Annotated in this window: 18 protein-coding genes and 1 riboswitch; of the genes, 3 read left to right on the forward strand and 15 right to left on the reverse strand. The window is 53.8% G+C overall.

The features are described from left to right. Positions 1–3 precede the first annotated feature (3 nt). Positions 4–501 carry a stage V sporulation protein AC gene (spoVAC, locus tag ACFSX3_RS06380; protein ID WP_209993812.1) on the reverse strand — a complete coding sequence of 166 codons (498 nt, stop codon included), beginning with the start codon at positions 499–501 and terminating at the stop codon, positions 4–6. 134 nt (positions 502–635) lie between these two features. Then, positions 636–812: a hypothetical protein gene (locus tag ACFSX3_RS06385; protein ID WP_209993813.1), complete on the reverse strand. Its 177-nt coding sequence runs from the start codon at positions 810–812 to the stop codon at positions 636–638. A 148-nt stretch (positions 813–960) separates the two neighbouring features. Here ACFSX3_RS06385 and ACFSX3_RS06390 point away from each other — a divergent pair, with 148 nt between their 5' ends. Next, complete coding sequence (locus tag ACFSX3_RS06390; RefSeq protein ID WP_209993814.1) at positions 961–2034, forward strand: M42 family metallopeptidase; 1074 nt, start codon at positions 961–963, stop codon at positions 2032–2034. Positions 2035–2238: 204 nt separating this feature from the next. Here ACFSX3_RS06390 and ACFSX3_RS06395 read toward each other — a convergent pair whose 3' ends face one another. The 8 genes from ACFSX3_RS06395 to ACFSX3_RS06430 form a co-directional block, all read right to left on the reverse strand. Further along, positions 2239–3384 carry a mannitol-1-phosphate 5-dehydrogenase gene (locus ACFSX3_RS06395; RefSeq protein WP_209993815.1) on the reverse strand — a complete coding sequence of 382 codons (1146 nt, stop codon included), beginning with the start codon at positions 3382–3384 and terminating at the stop codon, positions 2239–2241. Continuing rightward, complete coding sequence (locus tag ACFSX3_RS06400) at positions 3384–3818, reverse strand: PTS sugar transporter subunit IIA (protein WP_209993816.1); 435 nt, start codon at positions 3816–3818, stop codon at positions 3384–3386. The genes ACFSX3_RS06395 and ACFSX3_RS06400 overlap by 1 nt, the downstream gene beginning before the upstream one ends. Positions 3819–3834: 16 nt before the next feature. Then, entirely contained in the window at positions 3835–5901 is a 2067-nt protein-coding gene (locus ACFSX3_RS06405) for a BglG family transcription antiterminator (protein ID WP_209993817.1), read from the reverse strand. 207 nt (positions 5902–6108) lie between these two features. Continuing rightward, positions 6109–7548, reverse strand: a complete 1440-nt coding sequence (locus tag ACFSX3_RS06410) for a PTS mannitol transporter subunit IICB (RefSeq protein WP_209993818.1) — start codon at positions 7546–7548, stop codon at positions 6109–6111. Positions 7549–7879: 331 nt separating this feature from the next. Continuing rightward, positions 7880–8743 (reverse strand): aldo/keto reductase, encoded by an 864-nt coding sequence (locus tag ACFSX3_RS06415; protein WP_209993819.1) that lies wholly within the window; start codon positions 8741–8743, stop codon positions 7880–7882. A 107-nt stretch (positions 8744–8850) separates the two neighbouring features. Continuing rightward, positions 8851–9165, reverse strand: a complete 315-nt coding sequence (locus tag ACFSX3_RS06420; protein ID WP_209993820.1) for a DMT family transporter — start codon at positions 9163–9165, stop codon at positions 8851–8853. A gap of 1 nt (position 9166) precedes the next feature. Then, positions 9167–9526, reverse strand: coding sequence for a DMT family transporter (locus tag ACFSX3_RS06425; RefSeq protein WP_209993821.1), 360 nt, complete (start codon positions 9524–9526; stop codon positions 9167–9169). A gap of 58 nt (positions 9527–9584) precedes the next feature. After that, a riboswitch (guanidine-I (ykkC/yxkD leader) is annotated at positions 9585–9696 on the reverse strand. Positions 9697–9758: 62 nt separating this feature from the next. Next, complete coding sequence (locus ACFSX3_RS06430; RefSeq protein WP_209993822.1) at positions 9759–12038, reverse strand: glycoside hydrolase family 3 C-terminal domain-containing protein; 2280 nt, start codon at positions 12036–12038, stop codon at positions 9759–9761. A gap of 115 nt (positions 12039–12153) precedes the next feature. Between ACFSX3_RS06430 and ACFSX3_RS06435 the strand changes: the two genes are divergently transcribed. Together ACFSX3_RS06435 and ACFSX3_RS06440 are read left to right on the forward strand one after the other, a co-directional pair. Then, complete coding sequence (locus ACFSX3_RS06435) at positions 12154–13449, forward strand: helix-turn-helix domain-containing protein (protein WP_209993823.1); 1296 nt, start codon at positions 12154–12156, stop codon at positions 13447–13449. Between the two features lie 140 nt (positions 13450–13589). Next, a complete protein-coding gene (locus ACFSX3_RS06440) occupies positions 13590–13931 on the forward strand; it encodes a hypothetical protein (RefSeq protein WP_209993824.1) in 342 nt (113 codons plus the stop codon). Between the two features lie 83 nt (positions 13932–14014). Here the strand turns inward: ACFSX3_RS06440 and ACFSX3_RS06445 are convergent, their stop codons facing one another. The 5 genes from ACFSX3_RS06445 to ACFSX3_RS06465 form a co-directional block, all read right to left on the reverse strand. Further along, positions 14015–15262: an MFS transporter gene (locus tag ACFSX3_RS06445; protein ID WP_379312742.1), complete on the reverse strand. Its 1248-nt coding sequence runs from the start codon at positions 15260–15262 to the stop codon at positions 14015–14017. Positions 15263–15303: 41 nt separating this feature from the next. Continuing rightward, a complete protein-coding gene (locus ACFSX3_RS06450; protein ID WP_209993826.1) occupies positions 15304–17259 on the reverse strand; it encodes a B12-binding domain-containing radical SAM protein in 1956 nt (651 codons plus the stop codon). Positions 17260–17287: 28 nt separating this feature from the next. Next, on the reverse strand, positions 17288–18658 hold the full coding sequence (locus ACFSX3_RS06455) for a radical SAM/SPASM domain-containing protein (protein ID WP_209993827.1): 1371 nt from the start codon (positions 18656–18658) through the stop codon (positions 17288–17290). 77 nt (positions 18659–18735) lie between these two features. Next, the gene (locus tag ACFSX3_RS06460; protein WP_339223142.1) at positions 18736–18870 is read right to left on the reverse strand and encodes a hypothetical protein; all 135 of its coding nucleotides are present in this window, start codon (positions 18868–18870) and stop codon (positions 18736–18738) included. Positions 18871–18939: 69 nt separating this feature from the next. After that, the gene (locus ACFSX3_RS06465; protein ID WP_209993828.1) at positions 18940–20322 is read right to left on the reverse strand and encodes a radical SAM/SPASM domain-containing protein; all 1383 of its coding nucleotides are present in this window, start codon (positions 20320–20322) and stop codon (positions 18940–18942) included. Between the last annotated feature and the right edge of the window lie 228 nt (positions 20323–20550).

Here is a 20550-nt window from a genome sequence, read left to right on the forward strand (position 1 = left end):
CGTTTAATGTGCACCTCCCCAGCCCATAACGGCATACACTACGCCAACGATAAAAGCGGCAACGACCCCGAATACAATAACCGATCCGGCCAGCTTGAACATGTTCCCGCCCACACCCAGCACCAGACCTTCAGCCCGGTGCTCCAATGCGGCAGAGCACATGCTGTTGGCGAACCCTGTAACAGGCACAGCTGAGCCTGCGCCGCACCACTGGGCGAGCTTGTCATACACCCCGAAGCTGGTCAGTATGACGGAGAGCAGAATCAGAATCGCCACGGTCGGGCTTGCCGCCTCTCTTGAGGTCATATCGAATATCGCCATAAATGCTTCCTGGATGCCTTGTCCCAGCACACAGATGAGGCCCCCGGAGAGAAAGGCACGCATACAATTCTTAAATACAGGACGAGAAGGCACGAAAGGCTTGGCCAATTCCTGATAAGCCTTCGGGGTCAGACCGTCAAGGTTTAGCTTGACGCCTGACTTTTTTGTTTTTGCCGGCAATGCAGACACCCCCTGAACTGTTAGATACGAAAGGGAACGGGCAGCGGGTAAGCTGTAGTCCCGTCCCTTCGTGCAATACGGAATTAAGTTTTCCTTATTATTCACTTCAGACGGCTTCGTTATGTCCCTCCTGCTCAGGAAAAATAAAACAGCACAACAATCAGCAGCATAAACAGCACCAGGATCAGCACCGCCTCATTCTCCCGCCCGTACCGGCGGCGGTACCGCCTGGGCAAGCTCTGCCTGCGGACCGGCACTTTCCGGAATCCGCTCCGGCTGCCTGCCTGGGCTACGCTCCCCGAGAGCCACATTCTCCTCGCTTCCTTTCCCCGGCTCCTGCCTGCAGAGCCCTTACCGTATAGTATTCGCACAGGGAGCCTCTGTGTTCATCTGCCCTTCCGGCATGGACAAGCGGCGTAAGAATGTTCATACTAGATGACATAAAGGAGCGATATATGTATGAATACAGACACACTTGAATTGTTCAAAACCTTAACAGAATTCCCCTCAGCCTCCGGCTTCGAGCGCGAACTGCGCGCTTATGTCAAAGAGGCTATGACGCCTTATACGGATGAATTCGTACAGGACCGCCTCGGCAGCCTGTTCGGCGTAATGCGCGGTGAAGCTAACGGACCCAAGATTATGGTGGCCGGCCATTTCGATGAGGTAGGCTTCATGGTGACCGGCATTACAGACAACGGTATGATCCGCTTCACACCGCTGGGCGGATGGCTGGCATCGGCCGTGGCCTCACAGCGTCTGCAGATCATTACGCCGAAGGGAACGCTGAACGGCGTGGTCGGCAGTACGCCCATTCACCTGCTGAGCGCGGATGAACGCGGCAAAGCCGGGGAAATCAGCAAGATGTATATCGATATCGGTGCGGACAGCCGTGAGGAGGCGCAGAGCTTCGGAGTGGCTCCGGGACAGCAGGTCGTGCCGGTCTGCCCGTTCACGCCGCTGGCCAATCCGAAGAAGATTATGGCCAAGGCCTGGGACAACCGCTACGGCGTTGGACTGGCGATTGAATTAATGAAGGAACTGCACGGCCAAGCCTTGCCGAATACGCTCTACTGCGGGGCTACCGTTCAGGAAGAAGTCGGGCTGCGCGGTGCCCGGACGGCTGCCAATATGCTGGCACCGGATATTTTCTTCGGACTGGACGCCAGTGCCGCTGCCGATATGACCGGTGACCGCCAGGCCTTCGGCCATCTGGGCCAAGGCGCGCTGCTGCGTATTTTTGACCCGACGATGATTACCCACCGGGGGCTGATTGAATATGTGCAGGATACGGCCGACACCCATAAGATCAAATACCAGTATTTCGTCTCCCAGGGAGGAACGGATGCGGGTCAGGTGCATCTCAGCGGAATCGGCATTCCTTCAGCGGTGATTGGGATCTGCTCCCGTTACATCCACACGGCAACCTCGATCATCCACAGTGATGATTATGCTGCAGCCAAAGAGCTGCTGATTAAGCTCGTGCAAGGACTAGACCGCACGACACTGCAGACGATTCTGGAGAACAGCTAGAGAATCTCCCCACAAAGTGGGGCTTTAGCTCCGAAGCCTATTCAGGTACTTTGCGGGGACCCCGGAACATATAAAGTCTTTTCTTTCAAGCGAAAAACGGTATTGCCACTCTTTTAAGAGTCACAGACTAACGCAAACAGCCGCAGGGATAAGCTTAGAGGCTTTCCCTGCGGCTGTACTTTTATGTTGTTAGCTCATATGTTGTTAGCTCAGCTTCGCATACTGCTCCATCGCAGCCTGATGAATCGGGTGATCCGCAGCAAGACCCGTGTACTTCGTCAGCGCCGCTTCCGCGCCGAGTTCGGCGATTACAGCTTGCAGCTCCACCGCTTCCGGGTCATCGCCCGCCTTGAACAGCAGCGCACCGGCCATGGAACGCGTCAGCGCCGTGTAGCTCAGCCCTCTGTCATACGCCTGCGTTGCCGGGGACACCAGACGGTCACTTGGCGACAGCTTGCGCAGCGGCGAACGGCCTACACGGGACACCTCATCGGTCAGTGCCGGATTGCGGAAGCGCTCCAGGATTTTATCGATATACTTACTATGCTCCGCTTCATCGAAGCCATGCTTCTGGATCAGCACCGCGCCCGTCTCCTCCAGCACCTCACGAACCTTCGCCGTTAACGCCTCATCCTCCATCGCCTGCTGAATGGTCTCGTAGCCCTGCAGGAAGCCAAGGTACGCAGCAGAGCAGTGGCCCGTGTTCACAGTGAAGAGCTTGCGTTCAATATACGGCTCCAGATTATCTACGTAATGCACCCCTTCAACCGGCGTATAGCCTGGGATCATCTGCGAGGCGTCCACCACCCATTCATAGAACGGCTCAACAACCACCTTCAGAATATCCTCATGCTGCTGGAGCGGAACGATCCGGTCCACTGCCGCGTTAGGAAAAGCAACCGAAGATTCAGCCTTCGCACGGGCAGCTTCATCCAGCTTCACGTACACCAGCTCCTTGAGCTGCGCACTGCCGCCAATCGCATTCTCGCAGGCGATCACATGCAGCGGTGCGGAGGATACGGCTACCCGTCTGCTAATGCCATCTGCCAGAACACCGGCAATATGCTTCAGAATCGACACGCCGACCGCTGTAGTAACCAGATCCGCCCCGGCAATCGCCGCAGCCACTTCATCCGCATGCGTGACACTGCTAAGAGCCGTTACATTCTTCACGATGACCGTTTCCTGACCGTCGCTGGCCAGCGTGACCGGATACTCACCGCGTTCCTTGAGCTGGGTAACAAAGGCCTCATTCACATCCACAAAAGTAACTTCATAGCCCGCCTGTGACAGCAACAGCCCGATAAAGCCTCTGCCGATATTGCCCGCGCCGAAATGGACCGCCTTCATTACTCCAGTCCCCCTTCGAAGATCGCAATAACATCAGCAGCCGTTGGGGCGTTCATGACACGCTCAATGGCATCATCCTCGGTGAAAATCATCGCCACATTCGTCAGAACCTCCATATGCCCGTCGCCTGCGGCTGCAATGCCGATGACTACAAACGCCGGCTCATCGCCGCCGAAATCCACCCCGTCCGGGAAGCGGATGATAGACAAGCCTGTTGACTTAATAAAAGGCCGCGCTTCCTTGGTACCATGCGGAATAGCCAATCCGCCGCCCATATAAGTGGACACCACTTCCTCGCGCTCCAGCATCTTGGGAACATATTCTTCCGTAACATGCCCTGCATCAACCAGCAGCTTACCCGCCATCTGGATGGCTTCGTATTTATCGTTTGCGGCACCGTGCATAATCACTTTATTTTCTGACAGTATACTCATATGGTTTCTCCCGCTTTCAACATTTATTTTGGAAAAAATGAAGCAACTCCGAGGACAAATACGCCCGGATCTCTGTCTCTGAACGTTCTTCCAGCAATTGAACCAGCTCCGAGTTCAGCAGCAGTGCGCTGATCTCGCTGAGCACCTCCAGGCTCTCCTTGGACAGTCTGCGCGGAGCCAGCATGAGCAGAATGACTCTGACCTCTGTATCCCCCTCCAGAATTACGGGCTGATCGAGCCGGTAAAGGGTCAGCGAGGACAGGTGAATATGGCTGCTTCTGGTATGGAACAGCGCCAATGCGGTATCCGGGATCACTTGGCTGGTCATCCGCTCCCGTTCGAGCAGACGCTCCAGCACAATACCGGCATCCCCGACCACGCCGTTTCCATTCAGTGTCTCCAGCATCTCCACTATCGTCGCTGACAGATCCATCCCCTTGTTGTCAATCGGGTGGAAGCGGAACCGCTCCAGCAAGCTGACGATCTCATCCAGAATGCCCTTGTAGCTCCTGAGCCGTTCAAGCGAGGCTTCCTCCCGCGCCGCATGGCCAGGTTCACCGGAGCTCCCCTTCTCCCGTTCCCGCAGCGTGATGTTCTGGATATAGCTCAGCAGCTTTTCTATCTCTTCCGCTGTGAGCAGGGGGCTGATCTTGATGTAACGCTCCTTATCAATCGGCAGATCAATGGTAGAGATAATCAGATCGTAATCTTCATCCGGCAGGCGTGCCGCTTCATACCAGGAGATGTTGCCGAGAATCTCAATCTGCGGCATTTCTTTGGTCAGCCGGGTGGCGAGCAGACGGGAGGAGCTGAGGCCGCTGGCACAGACCAGAATGGCTCTTACGTTACGCCTCAGCTGGTTCAGCCGCTCGGCGGAAGCACCGAAATGCATAACCAGAAATCCGATTTCTTCATCGGGGATCTGGTGCTCCAGCTGCATATCCTCTACCGCTGCACGGACGATGTTGAACAGATATTCATAATCCCTGCGGATGGGGCCAAGCAGCGGATTGCGGATGCGGGTGCCTTCACGAATCCGCTTCAGCGCCGGATCAATATGCTCCAGCAGCCCCTCGCGCAGAGTGCGGTCACTCTGGAAGGGAAGCCCTGTCCGCTTGACCACACTCTCCGTCAGCTTGTAGACAATCTCCATTAATTCAATATCGCCATAGGCATAGCCTGAGGAGGAGAAGGAATCCTGGACCCGGTCGAATAATCCTGCAATATACAGTATCTCTACCCGGGGTATCTTCAGCTCAAGCACCTCTGCGAGCTGCTGTACAAATCGCTCGGCTCCGGCAATATTCCGGTGGTCGGACACCCTGGAATAGCCTGCTTCCGCTCCGCTGTCGATGCTCCGGCTAAGCTCAATCCGCCGGGTAGTGACAGCAAGGGCCAGGAGCATCTCCATATAGACAATTTCGGGCAGCTCCGAGGTCCATTTCCATTCCATATCCCACAGAGTATTCTCTACTTCCATGAGTTTAGCTTGCCCGACTGTAGTCAACAGCACGCGAAAAGCCGGATTACTCTCCGTCAGAGAGCCATGTCCGACCAGATCGGACAGATCCAGATGCTCTGCGGCTAACCGGCCAATCGCCCGGCGCTTGTCGAGCTCGCTGCCAGTGATTTCTACGCCGTAGCCTCTTCTGCGGACCAGCTCCAGCCCGAACTTGCGGACCCATTGCTCCAGTTCATCCAGATCGTAGCTGATGGAGGCAACTGTAACCTTGAGAGAATGCGCAAGTGTGAACAGCTTCACCGGCTCCTCTGCCTCCAGCAGAATGCAGAGCTCGAATACCTTGCGGTCTTCGCCGGAATAATCCGCCGGCTTCTCTTCCCGCAGGAACAGGCGCAGCTCCGCAAGACCGGCCTCCGGGCCGCTCAACTGGATGCCTTTGCCTGATTTTTTGATCAGATCAAGACCAAAGCTCTCAAGCGCGGACTCTATATCCTCCATCTCCCGGTGTACGGTTCTTACGCTTACCCCGGTAGCCTCGGCAATTTTCACAGCGGTAATCTCACCGTTGGCTTCGAGCAAAAGCCACAGGATCTGGCGCTGTCTGGCGGTAATTTTCGTCATTTCCGCTAACCCTCCGCCTTGCATCAAGTGGAAACGGCTTTGCCGTCCTTTTATAAGGACGGTATTCGTTTCAGCGAGAAATATAAGGATAAGTTATCGTGTGCAACATATAAATTCTTATATTTCAAGCAAAAACGGATATGCCGTCCTATAAGGAACGGCATCCGTTTCAGCGAGAACTATACTTAGATTTTACACTTGTGCCACTTACTTCAAACGTTCTACAAGCTCATCATATTTCGGGCTCTTCAGGAAGTTGTCGATCGAGATATGCTCTGCCCTTGGATTGCTGGCAATCGCACGGTCTGTAAGAGTCTTCTGGGTGACCACGATATCCGCGTCTGCCGGAATTTCACTGACCGCAGAGTTCGTAACAGTGATGTTCACCCCTGCATTTTGCAGCTTCTTTCTCAGGACCGAAGCGCCCATTGCACTGGAGCCCATCCCTGCATCACAAGCGAAGACGATTTTGTTCACATTAGCTTTGCTGCGGATATTGGAAGCTACAGTTGCAGTAGCAGCGGTCTGAGCTGCTGTACCGGCCGACTTCATGTCCTTCATCTTAGCCGCTGCGTCTTCCAGATCGATCTCTTCATCATCATTCTTCTTGGAAGATCTCAAGAGTACTGCCGCGATCAGGAAGGACACGATTGTAGCAACGACTACACCGGCAATCATCGGAAGATATCCGCCCTTAGGTGTCATTGCGAAGTAAGCAAGAATACTTCCTGGAGAAGGAGAAGCTGTAAGTCCTGCACCCAGCATCTGGAAGGTGAATGTCCCGGACATCCCGCCGCCGATGACCGCCAGAATCAGACGCGGATTCATCAGGATGTAAGGGAAGTAGATCTCATGAATTCCGCCCAGGAAGTGAATGATGATGGCGCCTGGTGCGGAAGATTTCGCAGAGCCTTTACCGGCCAGCCAGTAAGCAAGCAGGATACCCAGACCGGGACCCGGATTCGATTCAAGCATGAACAGGATGGATTTGCCGATTCTTTGTGATTCTTCAAGCGCGATCGGACCCAGTACACCGTGGTTGATCGCATTGTTCAGGAACAATACTTTGGCCGGCTCAATGATGATGTTAATGAGCGGCAGCAGGTTATGGTTAACCAGAAACTCAACGCCATTTGACAAAATATTGGTCAAGCCCTGAACCAGAGGTCCAACCCCTTTAAGCGCCCCAAGGGTCAAGACCCCGCCGATAATACCAAGAGAGAAGTTATTAACGAGCATTTCAAAGCCGGCTCTGATTTTGCCATCCACCGCTTTGTCGAACTGCTTCAGAACCCAAGCTGCCAGCGGACCGACGATCATAGCACCGAGGAACATTGGAATGGTTGAGCCGACGATAACCCCCATGGTCACCAGAGCGCCAATGACAGCGCCGCGTTTGCCGTGAACCATCTGTCCACCGGTGTAACCGATCAGCAGCGGAAGCAGGTAAGTAATGATTGGGCCTACCAGAGCTGCGAGGCTTTCATTGGGATACCAGCCGGTTGGAATGAATAATGCTGTAATTAATCCCCAGGCGATAAAAGCGCCGATATTCGGCATAACCATACCGCTGAGCATACGACCAAATTGTTGAACCTTCACCCTTGCACCGCCGGATGAAGTTTGTGTAGTTGCCGTTGTGGCCATTTAAGATGCCCCCTTATTATAATGAACGGGAACCTTCCGCACTGCATTCTGAAAGGTATTCCCCTTTGAACACATCGTAAATCAAAGCGCTTTCTTTGTCACCAAATTGAAAACACGGTTTCGGCATGAACGTTGTTGACAACATTTAAGAGCTCTTGCCAAGGGGCTTAAGTCCGGTATTCCCACTGCTCCTGGCGGACTATATTAATCTTCATAGAATGCACCATTTTTCATAAAATATCATGAGTTCCCTAAGCGTGCGCAGCAAAAAAGCCGTCTCCACTGGGGAGACAGCCTCGCAGCCTTACACTATATCAGGGTCACATCCATATCAAATCATGTCCAGCGGAACCTTCCACGACGGCTGGGGAAAAGCATCGTCGAGCTGCCACAGCTCGTCGTCTGTAAGTACAAGCTTGGCAGCAGCGGCATTCTCGTACACATGCTCGCGGGTAGCGGCCTTGGGAATAGCGATGATATCCCCGTCACGGATGGTCCAGGCCAGCAGAACCTGCAGCGGAGTGACCTCATGATTCCGGGCAATCTGCTGCACGGCTTCATTCTCGGTCAGCCCTTTTCTCAGCGCCCCTGCCTGCGCCAGCGGAGAATAGGCCATGACAGGAATCTTATGTCCTCTCAGCCAAGGCAGCAGCTCAAGCTCAATTCCTCTCGAGCCCAGATGATAGAGCACTTGATTCACTGCGCAGTGATTGCCGCCGGGGATACGCAGCAGCTCCTGCATATCTGCCGTATCCAGATTGGATACGCCCCAGCGGGCGATTTTGCCGGAAGCAACCAGCGCCTCCATCCCCTCCACAGTCTCTTCCAGAGGAATGTTGCCGCGCCAATGCAGCAGGTACAGGTCCAGATGGTCCGTGCCGAGACGCTTCAGACTGGCTTCGCAGCTGCTTATAAGCTTAGTCCCACCCGCATTATGCGGATACACCTTGGAGACTAGGAATACGCTGTCGCGGATGCCCCGCAGCGCTTCACCAACTAACTCCTCGGAGCGGCCGTCTCCATACATCTCAGCTGTATCAATCAGATTCATGCCCAGCTCCACACCTTGGCGAAGTACAGCAATCTCTTCTGCCCGCTTCGCCGGCTGGTCACCAATCCGCCACGTTCCCTGCCCCAATCTCGGCAATATTGCTCCGTCCGGCAGACGGATGGGTTCAGTTACAGGTTTGCTCATATGTGATAAGTCTCCTTATAAGAATAATGTTCTCACTTACTATACTTACCATATTAACGCCTGTGAAACATCCGATAAGTGTCCAACTGTGTAAAGTTTCAGCAGCATCAGCCGATTAGCTTAAGGCCCGCTACAGCTCCCAGAATCACTACAATGCAGGCAATCCGCTTCACATCCCGTGCTTCGCCGTAGAACAACATGCCCATAATCGCTGCCCCGGACGCTCCAATCCCTGTCCAGATCGCATAAGCAATCCCCATCGGCAGACTCTCCATCGCCAGAGACAGCAGCAGGAAGCTTGCCCCGAAGCCTAGAATCAAAAGACAGAAGGACTGCCAGTTGCGGTTCTTGTACAGCTTGCCAATCATGGCGACCCCGAACATTTCACATATTCCGGCGGCAATCAGCATCACCCATGCCATATCAGTTCAGCCCCTTTGTCTGTTCAGATTCAGCCTGAGCCGGAGTAACGAGCTTCAAGCCGACGACTCCTGCCAGCAGCAGGCCAATCAGCAGCAGCTTCAACGGCCGCAGCGGTTCACCGAATAGAACTCCTCCCGCCAGAACGGTACCCGCGGTTCCAAGTCCGACAAATACAGCATAGACCGTCCCGACCGGCAGCCTGCCGCTGGCCCAGATGAGGGCGTAGAAGCTGATCAGGATAGCCGCTACCGTAACCGCCCATTCCCATGGAGCGGAGGCATGCTTCAGCCCGATGACCCATACCACTTCAAAGCAAGCAGCGCCTGCAATCATGATCCAGCTCTTAGTGCTCTTCTTCATTTCTCCTGCCTCCTGTTTCATAAAATAAGCCCGGAAGGTTATCGTCATTATTGACGATACCTCCCGGGCTTTTGTCCCTCCGTGTATACACGGATTGGCTTCATCCGTGTGTTCTCCCTCGGACCAGGCCAGCGGTGTGTACCTGCTGCGGAACCCTAGAGAACTATTAACTGCTTATGAACTTACATCGTATGTTAGCAAATTACGCTACGGAATGCAACCCCTGCATCTCTTACTCCTGTCCGGCCAGCCTGTTCAGCTCCTGCAGATCCGCTTCCAGATCCGCCTCGGTATACTTGCCCTGGCCGAAGCCGATCATGGCGCGCAGCGGCATGAACTTCATCATGGCCAGCAGCATCTCCGGATTGTCGCCGAGTGCATCCTCCAGCCCGAACACACTGCTGAAGCTCTTCGCCTTCTCCTCCGTCAGCGGATTGGCAAGCAGGTCACCGACGGTGGTGTTACGGTGGAACCAGCCAGGCAGCTTCACGGTGGATTCTACCTCAAGCTCCGTGCTCAGTCGGATATCGCGTGAGGAAGATCCGACAGAGATTTTGAACATCCCGCTCTCTACATGCCAGTCAGCCAGCTTCACATTGTAGTAGGCAAAGGAACGCTTATCCAAGGTGAAGGTTACGATGCGTTCTTCCCCCGGCTGCAGCTCAATCTTGCCGAAGCCCTTCAGCTCCTGCAGCGGACGGATCACGCTGCTCTCCACATCGCTGACATAGAGCTGTACGACTTCCTTGCCCGCTCTGCTGCCGGTATTCTTGACAGTGACCGATACCTGAACGGTATCTGTGTCCTGAATGCGGGTCTGATCCAGCAGCAGACGGCTGTATTCGAACTGTGTGTAGCTGAGGCCGAAGCCGAAGGGGAACAGCGGCTCTATTTCTTTTTTGTCATAATAACGGTAGCCTACGAACAAGCCTTCCTTGTACTCCACCGTATCGCCTTCGCCGGGGAAGTTCAGGAATGACGGATTGTCGCTCAGCTTCATAGGGAAGGTCTCCGCCAGCTTGCCGCTCGGGCTCACTTCGCCGAAGAGCAGGTCCGCAACCGCACCGCCAAAAGCCTGACCGCCCAGGTAGCCTTCAAGCACCGCCTTCGTCTGATGCAGCCAAGGCATCTCGACCGGCGCGCCGTTGCTCAGCACTACAATAATTTCGCTCTGAACCTCGGCCACCGCTTCGATCAGCGCCTTATGGCTCGCAGGCAGCAGCAGATGGCTGCGGTCATAGCCCTCCGATTCGTAGCGGTCAGGCAGACCAAGGAACAGCACAGCTGCATCCGCCTTAGCTGCTGTATCACAGGCTTCGCGCAGCAGATCAGCATTGATGTCATCGCTCTCCAGCTCATAGCCCTGTGCGTACAGGAAGCTGGCCGCATCCCCGGCAACGGCCTGCAATTCAACGAAGGCATCATCCATCCGGGATGGATTCACATGCGAGCTGCCCCCGCCCTGATAGCGCGGCTGCTTGGCGAATTCGCCGATCACGGCAATCCGCCCGCTCTTAGCGAGAGGCAGAATTCCGCCTTCGTTCTTCAGCAGCACCATACTCTCCCGGGCCACTTCGCGTGCAAGCTGATGATGCTTCTCCGGGTCGAAGACCGCTTGCGGGTTGCGGTTTTCTACACTTTTGAAGATAAAGGCCAGTATCCGCTCTACAGCGAGATCCAGCGTCTCCATAGCCAATTCGCCGCTCTTCACAGCCGCTACAATCTTGGCGTCTCCAATTCCAGCGCTTGACGGCATTTCCAGCTCCAGCCCTGCTGCCAGTGCCTTTACCCGCTCATTGACAGCTCCCCAGTCGGACACGACGAAGCCTTCGAAGCCCCATTCCTCGCGCAGCACCTTGGTCAGCAGCTCATAGCTCTCGGAAGCATACTCTCCGTTCAACTGATTATACGAGCACATTACACTCCACGGCTGGCTCTGCTTCACGGTGCCTTCGAAGCTGGCTAGATAAATCTCGCGGAGCGTCCGCTCATCAATAACCGCATCCACTGACATGCGGCGGTGTTCCTGGTTATTGGCGGCAAAATGCTTCAGCGACGTCCCCACTCCCTGGCTCTGCACACCCTTCACATGATTCGCAGCCATCTCTGAGGCCAGGAACGGGTCCTCCGAGAAATATTCAAAGTTCCGCCCATTCAGGGGAGAGCGCTTGATATTATTGCCCGGTCCGAGCAGAACGGCGACATTCTCCACCTGGCATTCCGTTCCCAACGCCTCGCCCACCCGGAAGATCAGATCACGGTCCCACGAGGAGGCCAGTCCGGCCGCTGACGGAAAACAGGTTGCCGGTACGCTGTTATTCAATCCAAGATGGTCTGCGTCACCCTGCTGCTTGCGGAGACCGTGGGGACCGTCTGTTACCATCACTGAGGGGATACCCAGACGCTCAATGCCTTTGGTATTCCAAAAATCCAGCCCGGAGCAGAGTCCGGCCTTCTCTTCCAGTGTCATTTGTGAAATGAGGTTTTGAAGCTCTGTTACGTCCTTTGCCATTATATAGCCTCCTATGAATACGGTTTCTTAGTTTCATTCTATACGACCCGCACGCTCAATTATGGTACTTTCATTCGATCTTTGGTATTCTAAGTAGATAAAAGAGGGGTGGCCTATGGCGAAGGGAATCGGGAATGACGAAGGTATACAATACATCTGCAAGCTGATCTACGAAGCTTACCGGGTCCCGGTCTTGTGGCTGGATGAAGCGGCTGCACCCCGTCTAGCCCTGAGACCGGCTGCACTAAACCGCCCTTCCGTTCAGGGAACGGGCGGCCTGCCGCTTGAGGTGATGGAGCTTGTCCAGGGACGCAGCGGGGCGGCGGGCGGCGGAGCGAGGGTGAACGGGGCGGATACTTCGGCGGGAGACACACTGGATGTGCCCTATCTGCATATGACCAGCTTCCTGGAGAATTTCATTATTCTCCAGCTTCCCGGCGCTGCCGGTGCCATCGTCATCGGCCCGGCGCTGAACGCACCTGTTACCGGTGATAACGCAACCAGCCTGCTGCGTGACCACAACATCCCGCCCGGGCAGCAGGCAAGCTGGCTGGAGTATTTCGGCAACCTGCCTATGATCAGCCGGAAGCGCTGGTATCATGCGGCGCTGCTGCTCTACACCCTTGTCACCGGGCAGGCGTTATCGGTAACGGTGCTGCTGCTGGCGGCGGGTAAGCTGGCGGAACCTTTACCGCGCGCGGACGATAGCCCGGATCTGGATCTGTCCTACCGCCGCGAGCATACGTGGCTGCACCACGACCCGATGCAGGAACGCGAAATGTTCCGCTATATTACGAATGGGGACAAGGCAGGGCTGCTGCAGACCCATGCTTCTTTTGGCGAGGAGAGCTACGGAAGATTGTCCCGCAAAAGCCAGCTGCGCAGCAAAAAAAATCTGGCCGTCTCCTCCATCACCCTGGCCACCCGCGCGGCGATTGAAGGCGGTCTGTTCTGGGAGATGGCCTATACCCTCAGTGACTTCCATATCCAGCATATTGAGGAGCTTCGCGATATTCCGGCGGTGGACAGCGCCATGCTGGCCGCGCTATGCGACTTCGCCGATCAGGTGGAGGGCAGCCGTAGCGCAAGACATTCCCGCATCTCCGACCGGTGCCGGAATTTTATTTACAATCATCTGTATGAGGAGCTTCCACTCGGTAGGCTGGCTGAATACGCCGGAATGAGTGCCAGTTACCTGTCCCAGCTGTTCAAAAAAGAAACCGGCACCGCCATCAGCGACTACATCCAGCAGCAGCGGGTCGAAGAAGCCAAGCGTCTGATCCAGCTGCCCGGTATCACGCTGTCGGATATCGCTACCCGTCTGCATTTTAACGACCAGAGCTATTTTACCAAGGTATTCAAGAAGTATACCGGCCTCACCCCGAAACAATTCAAGCAGCATTCCAAGTAGTTCCCAGAATTATGGTATGATTCTGCTATGAGGGCAATCCTACATTTGGTTAAAGGAGAGGTTCTGCATGATGGGAAGCTTACTATTCGCAGGAGCAGTTATCTTCGTTGCGGTGAAGTTGATTAATCGCAGTAATCGTAATGCGCGGTATAAAAATTACAGCAATAGAACCCGCTCTCACTCGGGAGATCATTATTTCATCACAGGTACCGGAGCCGATGCGGGCAGCTACAACGAAAACAGCCCGCACAAAATCCATCCGGGCACGGACGGGCACAGCGGCGCCAGCCATCATCAGGGTCATCACCACGGGAATCATTCACATGATCATCATCACGGCAGCCACGGAGGCTGGGACAGCGGAGGTCACAGCAGCCATGGAGGCGGCGATTTCGGAGGCGGTGGGGATTCTGGAGGCGGCGATTCCGGCGGTGGCGGCGGCGATTGATACAATTGACACTAGAGCCCCCAGGCTGCTGTAGTTCAGCAGCCTGGGGGCTCATCTCATGTAGTGATAATTTGTACCTCATTCGCTCGTCCCGCCGGTGCATCCCGGGTTAGGCTGTTACTGGGACGGGCTGATGAACTCCTGCTGTTCGGCACGGACTCTCCGGGCCGGGGAGAGTACAGACTGAAGGCTAAGGGCCAGCAGAAACGCCATGAAGAACAGCATAGTGGAGATGCCGAAGATCAGTCTGGCGCCACTGTACACATACAACCATCCGAAGAATAGATAAGACAGCATATTGGTCGCCAGCGGACCGCCTTCAAACACGGAACCGACGCGTCCGAGCAGGTTCTCAGGAACATAGGTCATTAACAGAGTCGACAGCGTAATGCTCAGCAGGGATATGCCAATCCCGATAATGACACGGCTGAGCAGCATGGACCAAGAGCCGAAGGAGAGCGTGAGCAGCAACAGCCCCAGAGTCATGACCGCTGCTCCCCAAATGTTGATTCGCACATAATTTTTGAATTTCGCCCCAAGCAGGTTCAGACCGAGCGCCCCCGCGAACAAACCGATGCCCCCGGCGGTGCTTGCCCAGGCTAAGTAATTCTGGTCTAAATGCAGCTCTTTCACCACGAAATATATATTTAACAGATTAATCGCCCCTGTGCACGCCCCCATTACCGCCAACATGATAAATAAGCGTTTGGTGAGCGCAGAAGCGAAGATATACCGGAAGCCTTCCAGGACATCCACCCAAAAGGAGGTTGCCGGACCGGAATCGGAGGATGCTGCCAGGGGGGCCGGGCTCACCTTAAGACTCAGAATGAACAGGCTGCCAGCGATGAAACAAAAGCCGTCCACAATTAAAGATGTTGACGCCCCCCACCACTCATAGACAAAGGCTCCGATTGCAGGCCCGGCAAGACTGATCAGCGTATCTACCGTCTTTACAGAGGAACTGGCGGTACCGTAATCCTCGTTGTCCACGGCTGTGACCGTTAATTTACTGATGGCAGGCTGAAAAAATTGCTGAACCGTACACGTGAAGGCCAGCATGACCAGCAAAAGCGGCACCTGCTCCATCCAGATCAATCCGGCCAGTACAAAAGACATCGCAGCCCGGATCACCAGTGTCGCCTGCAGCACCTTCTTTGGTTTCCTGCGGTCAACCCATGTTCCGGCAAGAGGAGCCATGATAAAGACCGGGAGCATCTGGGCAAACAAAAGAGCCGTCCGGTAAAAGACAGCTTGATCCGCTTCCGCAAATACCCAGAACAGGATGGCCCAGTTCCTGATCTCATCTCCTACAGAGGATAAGGTCTGCGTGCACCATAACCGGCGGAACACTCCGTTCTTCAGCATACTCCACAAGGAAAGGCCCCCTCTCTTTCGGTATTGTCACCCTAGGAAGTCAGCAATTCATGCGTATGGAAATGGTCGTACACCCGGCTGATCCATTCCTGCCGCTCCTGTTCGCTGGCAGCAAAAGGATTCTCTAACGCCAGGTTGTGTACAACCGTCCGGAAGTCGCTCCCGTCCTCCATCTGTTGAATAATAGCAATGCTTAAAGGGTCCATGCTCATCACCCGGACGTAGCGCCTGCGCCCTTCAAGAGCCGGTGCGCTCTCCAGCACCAGCAGAATCCAATCTTCATGCCCTTCCGCAAGCTCAAGCTCTACAGGAAGGGGACTGTGCAGCTTCAGCGCAGGGATCGAATAGTGCGGCTGCATCACTTTGACAGGCTTCATAGCAGTTGTGTCCTGCGGTGCTGTATCCTGCTGCATCAGTTCCATCACCGCACGCTCATAAGACAGGAAGTCCTTAAGGACCCGCCCGGTTTCCGGCACAAGACCCTGCACCAGCTCATCAAGAATGAGGGCCAGCTCCGCTCCCGGCGGCATTGCCTCATGCATATCCAGCCTGGCAGAGACATAATCGATTGTACGGGTGTATGGAACAGCCGCCAGATGATTGAGATAATACAAGGTGCGGAAGAACGAACGGGCCAGCGGGTAGTAGAGCTTTCTGATCCTGTGCAGAGTATGTGTATCCACAGACCGCAAGGAGTAATAGTTGCTGAAAATTTGCGGGTAGCTGGCAATCCAGTTCTTTTCAATGCCGGATAGCTGGAAATCACTGTTCATATCGTTCGTGCTCCAGAACTGCTCGTCCAGCACAAGGCTGCCCTTCGCTGCGTCAAACAATTGGGTTCCGGGAAAAAGGGACAGTTGATGCAGCTGCACATCCGCTATTCCTATGGAGAGCAGCCGGACAATCATATCCAGCGTCTGATTAAGGTCTTCGGTTGTCTCTTCGGGAAATCCGGTAATAAATGAAGCCGTACATGACAGACCCAGCCGATGAAGCTCGCGGAGCAGCTCATAAGCCTGGTTCAGATCGAGCTTTTTGCCAATGACCTGCTGGATGGGCTGGCTGCCGCTCTCAATCCCGAAGAAGACGCCATTACATCCAGCCTGCATCATCACCTCAAACAGTTCTATATTGACGTGGTCCGTCCGGGAGGAGCAGCTCCAGGTGAAGGGCTCGCTGCAATCCAGCAGCTCCCGGCAGAATTGTCTGACAAACTTCTGATTAACCGTGAAATTATCATGCGTTAAGCTGAAATGGGTGATTCCCCAACGATCCCTGACGTATCTCATCTCGGCGATGATCCGTGCAGGACTTTTAGTTCTGTATTTTCGTGAAAAGAAGGTCGAGGTGCTGCAAAAGCTGCAATTAAAGGGACAGCCGCGTCCCGCCTCAACCGGAAAAAACCGGCTCTCCGGAGTGCTAAAATAAGCTTCAATATCCTCGATTAGATGAAAGGCAGGGAAGGGCGTATCATCGAGATTCCTCAGAATCGGCCGCGGCGGATTGGTGCGGATTGTCCCCTCTTCACGGAAGCAGATTCCTTCTACCTCTGAGAGCGGATGGCCCGACTCCAGGGCCACAACCAGCTCCGGCAGCGTCAGTTCGCCTTCTCCGGCAACGATATAGTCTATCGCTGGGAAATGGGTTAAGGTTTCAGCCGCTACGAAGCTCGCATGGGGTCCGCCAAGAATAATGATTCTGTCCGGGTCCAGCCGTTTGCATTCCTCCGCAATTCTCAGTGCGATCGAATAATTGCCGCACATCGCGGTGAATCCGAGAACTCTGGATGGCTTGCCGATGATTAATCGGGCAATACCGGCAAGGGCTGCTGCATCGAAATGGCTGGTGCCTGAATAGAGTAATGCCAGATCGGTGAGACACACCCCGTACCCCGCTTCAAGAAGTGCAGCGCCGAGCACAAGCAGGTTAAGCGGGGGATCAACTGTATCCACAGCTGCATTATAGGGCGGACATATCAATTGGATCATTTCCCAATCACCTCACGTAAGAGAAGATTTAACTTAAGGCGGTGAATGAATCATTCAGCAGCTCCAGATGGCTGTCAAGGTCACGCTTCACATTTCCGCAGTAGGCGCCTAAGATCGAACCGGTGGTTCGGCCGGCTTGAACCGGACAATTCCCGGAGCATAGAAAAGCGATATTGCATCCTTTACACTCCGGCTGATTCAAGACATGACGTTCCTTCCAGAGCGCCAGCTTCTGTTCATCCAGCTCAAGCTGCGGGTAATACGTTCCGAGACTCCATTTTTGATCCCCTATAATACTGGTGCAAGGGTAGACCTGGTGGTCCGGCGAGAAGGTGAATGTTTTTCCTCCGGCCGCCTCGCAAAAGTAACAGTTAGGGAAATAGCTATCTTTAGCGAGACCTGTTCCCAGCACGTTCTCAAATGGCAGGGAGAGTCTGGTTAGATCACTGTTTAACGCGGCATTCAGCCTTTGTAGTTTATCGTTTGGCACATGCGCTTTGATGAATTCCGTGAGCTGATAACTGGGCAGCAGGCCCGGGGCGGAATTCCCTGCATAGTTCTCAACGGGAGACAGTGAAACCGAGAAGTTAGGGTAAGCATTCCATTGCCGTTCCTGGAAGAAATCCAGGAGTTCATTCAGATGCTCTATATTCTCACCATCCAGATTGACACGAATAGCGATGTCGAAATCATGCTCCAGGAAGGAGTCAATCTGAGCGGTTATTTTCATAAAGGTTCCCTCATTGGCCCGGGTGATCCGCCGCCGGTCATGAACCGCCTGGGGGCCGTCTATGGTTAACTGGATTCTGAGCATGTCCTTGTAAGGCTCTAGCAATTCCTGATAGTGTGACAGGAACACCCCATTTGATATGACCGTTCCTGTGACTCCCCTTGCTTTGGCCTGCTCAAGAATAAGCCCGACGATGGAGCGGTTCAGAGGCAGGAGCGGTTCTCCGCCAAAAATAACAAAATGATGCCGGGTGGACTGCTGCTGCTGCATGATTTGATCCATGGCCAGGAAGGCAGCCTGCACCTGATCTTCAGTCATCCGTTCATGGCTGGAGCGGATCTCTTGGGGCTCAAAGCAGTAGACACATTTCAAATTACAGGTCATGGAAGGACAGAACACAAAGGAAATGTCACCTGAGCCATGCTGATCCTGGTATTCTTGGTACCGGCGGATCAGGGCTTGCTCCTCCTCACGCTCCCTGTACAGATAACCTCTGCCGGCCAGAAACTGTTCTTCATCAGCGGTGAGAGTATAGGTAACAGGCTGTTGTTTCTGGAGGAACTGGCTGATATGCTCTTCCACAATATCCATTGCGCCTGACAGGGAATTGAAGATAAGATGACGGCCGTTTCTTAAGCGATACGTAAGAATATATTCTGAAATATACAATATCTATCCCCCCTGGTATGAACAGCGGGAAGGCATAAGGATGCGCTTCCCGCTATTTCCCAAATATAAGGATGCTGTTAGATGGCTTTTTTGGCAGGATTGTTGATTTGAATGGATGCTTTCTGGCAACATGCCATTGGAACCGTAATTTCTTCAAGGTCTTTGGCTGAGAGATTCGTCCAGAGATCCTTGTTCTTCGTCAGTGATTTCATGTACATTACCTCCTCTCCTCTAAGAATATTTATGGCAAGGTGAATACCTTGACATCAGGGTAATGGAGTTCACTGGCAATAGCTTTCGAGCAGACGGTCCCGGTGAAGATCGAGATAGGTCTTCAGATATTGCCTTGTATCGCTGCAGTTTGATTCGAAATCCCTTAATTCCCCGTCTCTGCTTCCTTTCAGTACGCAGCCGCCCCCACAGAGAGGCGCAAGATTACAGTGTCTGCATTTGTCATTCACCACGATATCCCGGTGCCATCTCTGCCACTTCTCTTCATCCAAATGCAGCCCTTGAAGGTAGCTTCCAATCGAATAATCCGGGAATCCGACGGTTTCAACACAAGGATACAGCCGCCCGTCTGCACCAAATACGAGATTATGACGCTTTGAAGCACTGCAGCCGGACAGATCAAAGTAATAGTGGTCATCGTCTGTGTCAAACATAGCTTTGCGGAGTATCCGCAGCTTCTTCTCCATGAAATACCCCAGGCTGACCTTATACCTGCGCCGGGTGGCTTCCCAATCCGGGAAGAGTAAATGAAGCTGCTTCAGAAGATCAGATTCAGGCTGGAAGCCGGCAACCTTCCCCGTATTGAAATTATCATTGATCGGGGCAATCTGGCAGGAGAAATCAGGTGAGCTTGTCCACTGCAGCCGCTCGAACCCGGCGAACATCTCCGGCAAATGCCGGACATTCTCCCGGCCTGTGTTGATTCGGACGGTTACGGGTATATGGTGCTCCAGGAGAAAAGTAATGTTCGAGCAGATAAGATCATAGCTGCCGCTGTTGTTCCTGTATTTACGCAGCTGGTCGTGGATCTCCTTCGGGCCGTCCAGTGTGATTTGCATATGGCGGAAATGCGCCGAATGCTTCTGCAGAAAAGGGAAATACGCACCGAGTTCGGTACCGTTCGTAATGGAGAGAATAGGCCAGCTCCGCTCAATAGCCTGCTGTAAAATATACTCCACCTGAGATTGATTACGGGCCAGGAAGGGCTCGCCCCCGAAAAGCTCGAACTGGACGGCCGCCTCAGGCTTCAGATGCACCATCTGATCCATCGCCTGAAATATCTCATTAATCTGTGCAAGGTCAAGCGTCGGCGAGTCCTGGTGAATGTCCGATTGGAAGCAATAAGGGCAGGCGAGGTTGCATTTGTAGGTGGGGCAGATTGTGAATTGTAAGGCCGGATGAGAGCGGTAGTAGGTTTCAAGTGATTCGCGGACATATTGTTCTTCGTTCATATCCGTGAGATACCCTCTGCTCTTAAGCAGGGTACGCGTTTCCGGTTCCAGATCGTTTAATGCAGCAGTATCGGAGCTTCTATTAAAAAGAACACGGGCCACCTTAGGCTCAACCAAGTCTACAGCGCCGGTTAATGTATTCATGATCAGCAGAACATCATCGCTCAATCTGTGTTTGTAGTTATACTTAGACAATCTCATACGCCCTCATCCTCCTCAGGACTGATAGAGTTGCATTTACTAACTTGTAAATAATGTAAAACTTTTCCTGGTGGACAACTATGATAAAAGTCATAAAATAGGAAATAATCTACTAAATTACAGGCTGATCTGCCCCTCTCCTCTGAACCCCACTGAACCACCCGAAATCTCCAATTACTCTTGCAATAAGTAGATAGAAGCGGTTAACCTCACCTGCCGCCCACTTCT

The organism is Paenibacillus rhizoplanae, assembly GCF_042684125.1.
In the GTDB taxonomy this organism is placed as follows: domain Bacteria; phylum Bacillota; class Bacilli; order Paenibacillales; family Paenibacillaceae; genus Paenibacillus_AQ; species Paenibacillus_AQ rhizoplanae.